This is a genomic window from Stenotrophomonas sp. 3diitr2024 (assembly GCF_042136455.1).
Classification (GTDB): Bacteria; Pseudomonadota; Gammaproteobacteria; order Xanthomonadales; family Xanthomonadaceae; genus Stenotrophomonas; species Stenotrophomonas sepilia.
The window spans coordinates 1-395 of record NZ_JBHHMJ010000412.1; the positions used below are offsets into that span (position 1 = coordinate 1).

2 pseudogenes are annotated in these 395 nt (G+C 65.8%); one reads left to right on the forward strand and one right to left on the reverse strand.

What is annotated here, in order from left to right:
- Nucleotides 1-124: 124 nt before the first annotated feature.
- Nucleotides 125-268 (forward strand): annotated as a pseudogene (locus ABGA94_RS10305) (WYL domain-containing protein); the annotation flags it as partial.
- Here ABGA94_RS10305 and tgt read toward each other — a convergent pair.
- Nucleotides 243-395 (reverse strand): annotated as a pseudogene (gene tgt / locus ABGA94_RS10310) (tRNA guanosine(34) transglycosylase Tgt); the annotation flags it as partial. The pseudogenes ABGA94_RS10305 and tgt sit on opposite strands and share 26 nt — an antisense overlap.

Here is a 395-nt window from a genome sequence, read left to right on the forward strand (position 1 = left end):
GGCGCCAAGGTGTCCGCAGGCGGCAGGGTGCCGTCCCAAGGAGACCGTGATGAAGACCCTGTTCGCGCTCGGTGTGTGGTGCCTGCTGTTCGTACTGTGCTGGCCGCTGGCGATCCTCGCCCTGATCGCCTGGCCGTTCGCGCTGGGCTACTTCGATGAAGTGCCGACGCTGGCGGCGTGGTGCGAAGGCCGCGAGGACTTCCGCCATTTCCGCCTGGACCGCATCCGCCAGGTGCGTGTGCTGGAGGACTGCTACCGCGTGCCGCGTAGAAGGACTCGCGGAAGGCCAGGAAGGTTCCCGCCTCAATCGCGGCACGGATGTCGGCCATGAGCTTTTCGTAATAGAACAGGTTGTGCAGGGTGCCCAGCATCGGCGCCAGCATCTCGTTGCAGCG